This window comes from Verrucomicrobiales bacterium, assembly GCA_016793885.1.
Classification (GTDB): Bacteria; Verrucomicrobiota; Verrucomicrobiia; order Limisphaerales; family UBA11320; genus UBA11320.
Genome location: JAEUHE010000148.1, coordinates 1 through 6132 on the forward strand (window position 1 = coordinate 1; position 6132 = coordinate 6132).

The window sequence follows — 6132 nt, forward strand, 5'->3', positions numbered from 1 at the left end:
GTCAACAGTGGCAAACGTTCCTTCCTTATCCTTCTGCATGCCGCAAAGCCTCACCATGGATTCCTCAAGACGAAGCAATTCGGCGACCAAACCCTGAAGCCCCTCTTTGACTTCCTCGATACTCTTAGCCTCTCCGGCCGTTTGGACTCCCAATTCACCAAGTGCAGATGCCCCCCTCTCAGCTGCCACCTTAAGGTCATCGAGAGCCGAGGTGACGGGAGCAACCGACTTACCGCCGTCCGAGATAACCTTTCCGAAATCCTGAACGGCTGCGGTCGCATCGCATTTCAAGGTGTTCGCAAGCGCGACAGCGGCACTTCCGGCAGAATTTAATCGGCGATCCAATTCTTCCAGACTGCTGATACTGGAGGAAATCGATGTGGGAACAGCGTCGAACGATCGCACTGCAGTGCTGAGGGCGTTGGCAGCTCGATTGCTCCACTCTCCAACCGGCGCAAGAAGGGCAGGATCAAACTGTAGTGCCAATGCCTCGGTCCGTTCGACCAAATGCGATGTGACTTCATTCAAGCGCCCAACCGCTGCACGAAAAATCTCCTCCTGCCTGACGAACTCCGCAGAATCAGGCTCTTCACTTTCCCTTGCCCAATGCCTAGCGGTATGTCTGAAGATCATCATCACCCCAAGACCAAAGACAGTGGTCACCAGTTTGATTCCGGCAATATGAAAGAGATTATTATCGTCCTTCATCAATCGAGGCGCCAGTCCCAACAGGGCGGCAAGAGTCAGGAGATATCCGAGCAAATAGATATCCTCTGCAAACGATTCTAAACCTATGTGATCCTTGGCAGTACCCGCAATCCGCCAGCGAGCAAACGACAAGGCACCCATAATTGTCAGTGCAAACCCTACCGACCACCAAGCGTTCTGGGTCAAAGCACTCAACAGGGCAGAACCAACAGCCCCGGCAATTACCACCACGCCGAACTCAATCGATCCGACGTCTCCCGCTGAATTCACGCGACCTTCTGTCATTTTGAAGCCCCTTCGAAAATCCCCATGGATTCCAGCACCGCCAAGATAACTAGTACAGATACAATAGAACCAATCATAATCCCAAACGTCTTGAGTTGCCGCAATTCCCTCTCACGAAGAACCTCTTCAAACGTATATGGGGTGAGATCCTCGAATACGAGAAGCGGCTTCAGATTCTCCGACAGCCTTTCGGCCCTCTCCATCTGTCCCCGCCGCACCATCAGTCGTACGCGCTCGACCCCCATTCTCGCTACTTCGTGGTCGCGCATCGCTTGGCTAATCGCCGAACGGAGCGAATGGAGAGTCCGATGATACACCAAGTGTTCGGATTCGAGTGGTAGAGTGGCGCGCGTTCGTTCGCGTTCCTGATAGTACCGAAACAGAGCTTGCTCCAATTCCTGTTCGATCAAGCGGATTTCCTCCACACTTGTGGGTCGTTTGCAGGTCCGCAACTTGAGTTCGCGGAATGACTGGATCATGGCCTCGGCATCCATCGAATGGAGTCCAGTTTTAGCAACTTCGTTCATTGGCACAATGTCAGATCTGCAGTTGCCTGCTGCAATGCCCGGCCCAACTCAATCGCAACCGGCTTATCCCGGGCCACGGATCTACTCACTTCAGACTCCAGAGACTCAAATTCCCTGAAAATCTTCCGCAAGTCGCCGATGGCGGCCTGTCTGGCGTTGCCAAACCGTACCTTGACGGCATTTACATCAGCTGCGGGCAACGGGAGTGCGGGATTGAACCTAAACCGATTTTCGCACTCCGTTCGCCACCCGAGGAGATTTGCGAGCATTACGGGTCCAAATCCGGGCAAATTTAGTCCCGGCTTTACGTCGTTGGCGCTATCGATGCCGAAGGCCAAAAGCGTAGCTCGTCGCTCAGGTCCAATTAGGGGAATATTCGCGGATTGGACTCGCTGGCTGCTAAGGAATTGCTGGAGTTGGAGCTCGCGGCGCCGCTGATGGAGTTTTCGAATCTCATTTAATTCACCCGACTTGGCAGCGTCAAAACGACTTTGGGCGGCGGCGATGAGCGCCGATTCAGAATGGATGCGCCGTCGGAAGTCCTCCAACTTCGCCCGAATTCGGCTCAAAACATCATCTAGTTCTTTGCGGGCCTTAGAATGCGCCAACGTTCGCTCGAGACGTTCGGCCTGCCATTGCTGTTCGGCGTGGCGCATCTCCTCAAGTCGCCGGTCAAACTCGCGTTTCTCCAGGAGGTAGCGATTCATCTCCTGGTGATACTGGAGGTCTATTGCCTTCCATACTTCCAACTGTCGAATCTCCGCCGCAGCGACTTGAGCCTCGTGGAGTTTCATCAACCTCTCGCACTCCTCGCGATGAACCAATATTTCCTTTTGATACCTCTGCTCCCACTTCTCAACGGCAACGCGCTCCTCCTCAAGGCGGAGTCGCCGGGCCAGTTGGGCACTTCGGCGCGTCACGAGCACGAAATAGAGGAGAATTACAACAACCCCCACAGCTCCAGCCGCGGCAATGGGTAGTTTGAACTCCAAGAACACCCACCCCAGACAACTCACCACGACGATTCCGCCATAACAAATGAGCTCCATCGCTTCAGCGGGTCGTCGTTTGGGCCTCTTCGACACCTTTGACGAAGGCTTGGATGGCGGCGGCGGCATCACTGGAGGAGGAACAACTGGATTCCGATGATGCACCGGCTTCTGCGGTGGGATTGGTGCAGCGCCGGGTTGAAGCACTGGACGCACCGTTCGAAGTGGTCTTGGAACGCAACTGACATGGGGCGGTACCCAATGGAGGTCGTTCAATACGGGACTGCGGAATATTCGGGCCAGGGACTCCAGGATCCCCCTGATTTCGTCTATCCAGGAAACGTGAATGGCAACACTAACGAAGAAGTTGGGTCCGCCTGCGTTTAGAATTTCGCACCAAGGACATTCCCGCAAACCATTCCAGTACTTGTGGCCTTTGTCCCGGCAATCGTTCTTTAAGGATCTCCCTAATCCCTGCAGCTCGCTCCTCCACTGCTGTGCAGAGGGCCGAGCATTCTGATTTACGGACTCGGGAAGAAACGCCCGTTCAAACAATGCGGCCAATGACGGGGGAACGGCACTTAACGAGAGGGAGAAAGGTGGTTGCTTTAGTCCACGACTCCAGGTGGCACGCGCGAAGGAAAAGAGACCCTGCCTGATGGAGTCGGCCAGTTCCATTTGCGTTGGACCCGTCGGCACACCGGCGAAAGGATGGCGGCCCATGAACAGAAGTCGGAATATCATGACGGCCATGCCAAAACGATCATGATTCAAGGTGCGTACAAGGTTTGAGAACGATGAGCCTTGAAGTTCCGGTGGAGTATACATAGGAACCCCAACACCGCAGGGAAACACCCCATTCCCCTCAGGAATCTGATAGGAGTCACAGTCGATCAGCCCGACGCATCCGTCCGTCGGGTCAACGAAGATATTTCCCTCATTGATGTCTGCCATCAGCACATGCTCTGAGTGAAGAACATTGAACTCAGCAGCGCAGTTTGCTGCGACATGAATCAGGAAATCCCATCCTGCCGCCGGAAACGAAGCGGCCCGATCCGCGGGACCGTAGAGACAGTGAATCGGCTTCCCGGGCATCCGCTCCATAAGAAACCCTGCAATAACAGCAGGGTTTGCCTCATCGACCAGTAGTTCTTTCGGCCAAGCTATATGGCATCCAAAAGCCGTGGGCCGCCTTTGGATCATGTGCCGCAACTTGCGGCTTCGCTGCGAGTCCGCCGGGCTATGATAGATTTTTGCAATCAAGCCCGAAGGATGATCAGTTTCATGAACTCCCGCCTCTCCTGCGGAACCGATTTGGCGAACCAGTCGAACCGCGAGACCTTGCTCGTTGCGTAGAGCCATGGTTCTGCACCCTCAGTCCTAATTGGTATTCCGCGCAGCCAAGACTAACGATTTGTCATCGTCAGTTCGTGAATTGATTAAATCCGAATCAAGTCCCGCCTTGAGCATGCCAGCCAAGGAAATTGGGTCATGGTGTTCCCACAGTGGCTTCAGCAGCGCTCGAAAAAAGGGCTGGAACGGACTCCGATTGGAATAATCCAATGACAGATCCTGCAGTCCATCAGTGAGTCCGGCGATGGCCTCGATTGAGCCCTGGACACGCTTAATTTGTAGGTGTCGAAACGTTCCGTCAGTTGTGCGATCCAGCGCATGTTCACTCGTGATAAACGTGGTGACGTTGGCGAACTCACCTGTTTCGGGCCACGTGGCATTGCAAATACAACCGTTCTGCTGATACACCCATACCCCATCCCCAATCTGCGCAAAAACCGCCCCTTCCCTCCAGATGACCGTCATCAGCAAGGTACACGCTAGATCGTTGAAGGCGACCCCTTCTCGCGCCGCCACCGTATCCAGGCGAGATCGAATTTCCTGGTACCATCGTCGAATGGATTCGTCATCAAACGATGAGAAATCCAAATCCGCTGCAGCGAGTAGGTTGAGGCCGTAATCAACTGACTCTGCGGAACCCACCTCCGATCGGGAGGCACTGCCGGCTCCATCCGCCAGAATTGCAACGAGGATTTGATTCGCTCCTGAACTGCGACACAAAAACCCACAGGAATCCTGACATGGAATACCCGCCTTGCGATGCGAAGTTCCCGCGACCGAAGCTGATACTGCCGCCCACATTGGGGTTTAAACCGTCGCCCAACCCTTAGGACCTGCCGTCGGATCGCTCAGCGGGACCTCCTCCCCCGGGATAGACCGGGATACGGATCGCTGGGACGAAGAGAGCCACTGGAACATCGCCTTGAATCCAAGACCTTTCAGCCTCAATGGCGCACGGGCCGGGTTTAATTCGGTCAATTTCCCCATGTTTGCACCCTCAACCCCTACGCTGAAGAATGAGAACTGGTTCTCAGCTTCGCCCTTCCGGATCAATTCCTTGGCCTCGACCCAGCATGGTTTGGATTCATCGGTAGGACCACCGTCCGTAATTAAGAACACCCAGGGTCGATAGTATTTGATCCCGGCATTTCGATAATCTCCCTTGCGCTCTCCAAGGAGGCGCAAGGCGGTCACCACGGCCTCCCCCATTGGGGTATCGCCGCGGGCTTGGATGGGTGGAGGCGTGAAGTTATCCGCCGTTACGAAAGATTGAACGACTTCTACTGAACCTCCAAACGTCACGATGGCCACTTCCACACGCTTTCTTGCCAGATCGTCGGCAAAAATGGAGTCCCGATACACAACGACGCCCTCCTGGAGCTCCTTGATGGGTTCCCCCTGCATCGATCCCGAAACATCAAGTAGCAGAATACACGGGCATCGGTTCTCTGGATTCTCGGCAAGCTCGTTGACTGCAAGTTGGAAGGGAACCTGCACCGACCCGTTGTTGGTTGTTTCATCCACAGGCATGCCCATGACGATAAACCACCTAGGCCAATTCATGCCAGTGCGTTCTTGCACGTCGGGAGATATTGTCCCCGTTTCAATCTGCGAGGGAGCCCTGTTCGTGGACCGAAATGGCCTCACCGACCCTCAGGAATCCACTGGTCGCCTTCAAAACGTCCGACACACGGCGAGTGGAGCAATTCAATGGGATTACTGTTCTTTGCGAAACCCACGACAAACCGCTTTCTCCAATGGATCATCGGCGAGCAATCAGCGAAGTACGCCAACGAATTCGAATGCGGTCCAGTTTCAAAAGCCAACGATCGAACTTTGAATCCTGACGCAATCAAGGCCGATCTGATTCGGCTGGTAATCGGATTGACCACTTCTACAGGCACCTCCTGCGAGAATAGGCGGACCAAGGGTGCTGCGAATCCTGAAGACTCCACCAGGGATGTTTCCATCTCCAGGCCTGTCAGAGAACAGGCCCGAACCTCATCGGACAAAAGATCCATGCCGGTCCAGGGGCATCGCCGGACAGTATCCGGATGCCCCAGTCGCCCCGACTTTTCGGAGGCGGAGCTTAGGTCTTGTCGCAACCACCGGCCGGTGACCGCGCACTGAATCATCAGCTTCTCCAGAACGGCGTCTCCCGTGACAGAGCAGATTCGCAAGGCGCTGGAAACAACCCTCTTCCCAGATACCGCACACGGGAAGAGTTCATCCGGAAATGCGGCTTTACCCGTCTCGAAACAGATCTGAAT

General features: G+C 54.8%; 6 protein-coding genes. 1 reads left to right on the forward strand and 5 read right to left on the reverse strand.

The features are described from left to right. The 3 genes from JNN07_16535 to JNN07_16545 form a co-directional block, all read right to left on the reverse strand. Positions 1–993, reverse strand: a 993-nt coding sequence (locus JNN07_16535) for a hypothetical protein (GenBank protein MBL9169349.1), incomplete at its 3' end; no start/stop codon positions are given. Continuing rightward, a complete protein-coding gene (locus tag JNN07_16540) occupies positions 990–1520 on the reverse strand; it encodes a hypothetical protein (protein ID MBL9169350.1) in 531 nt (176 codons plus the stop codon). The genes JNN07_16535 and JNN07_16540, both read right to left, overlap by 4 nt. Next, complete coding sequence (locus JNN07_16545; protein MBL9169351.1) at positions 1517–2569, reverse strand: hypothetical protein; 1053 nt, start codon at positions 2567–2569, stop codon at positions 1517–1519. The genes JNN07_16540 and JNN07_16545 overlap by 4 nt, the downstream gene beginning before the upstream one ends. 38 nt (positions 2570–2607) lie before the next feature. On the opposite strand from JNN07_16545, the gene JNN07_16550 reads away from it, so the two are divergent. Beyond that, positions 2608–2754: a hypothetical protein gene (locus JNN07_16550; GenBank protein ID MBL9169352.1), complete on the forward strand. Its 147-nt coding sequence runs from the start codon at positions 2608–2610 to the stop codon at positions 2752–2754. Positions 2755–3889: 1135 nt separating this feature from the next. Here the strand turns inward: JNN07_16550 and JNN07_16555 are convergent. Both JNN07_16555 and JNN07_16560 read right to left on the reverse strand, forming a co-directional pair. Further along, a complete protein-coding gene (locus JNN07_16555; protein MBL9169353.1) occupies positions 3890–4663 on the reverse strand; it encodes a protein phosphatase 2C domain-containing protein in 774 nt (257 codons plus the stop codon). Between the two features lie 6 nt (positions 4664–4669). Continuing rightward, positions 4670–5392, reverse strand: a complete 723-nt coding sequence (locus tag JNN07_16560) for a VWA domain-containing protein (protein MBL9169354.1) — start codon at positions 5390–5392, stop codon at positions 4670–4672. Positions 5393–6132 lie beyond the last annotated feature (740 nt).

What these genes read in the sequence shown, in the direction of transcription:
- JNN07_16540 (MBL9169350.1), bottom strand. Translation starts at nt 1,520, where the DNA reads ATGAACGAAGTTGCTAAAACTGGACTCCATTCGATGGATGCCGAGGCC.
- JNN07_16545 (MBL9169351.1), bottom strand. Translation starts at nt 2,569, where the DNA reads ATGGAGCTCATTTGTTATGGCGGAATCGTCGTGGTGAGTTGTCTGGGG.
- JNN07_16555 (MBL9169353.1), bottom strand. Translation starts at nt 4,663, where the DNA reads ATGTGGGCGGCAGTATCAGCTTCGGTCGCGGGAACTTCGCATCGCAAG.
- JNN07_16560 (MBL9169354.1), bottom strand. Translation starts at nt 5,392, where the DNA reads ATGCCTGTGGATGAAACAACCAACAACGGGTCGGTGCAGGTTCCCTTC.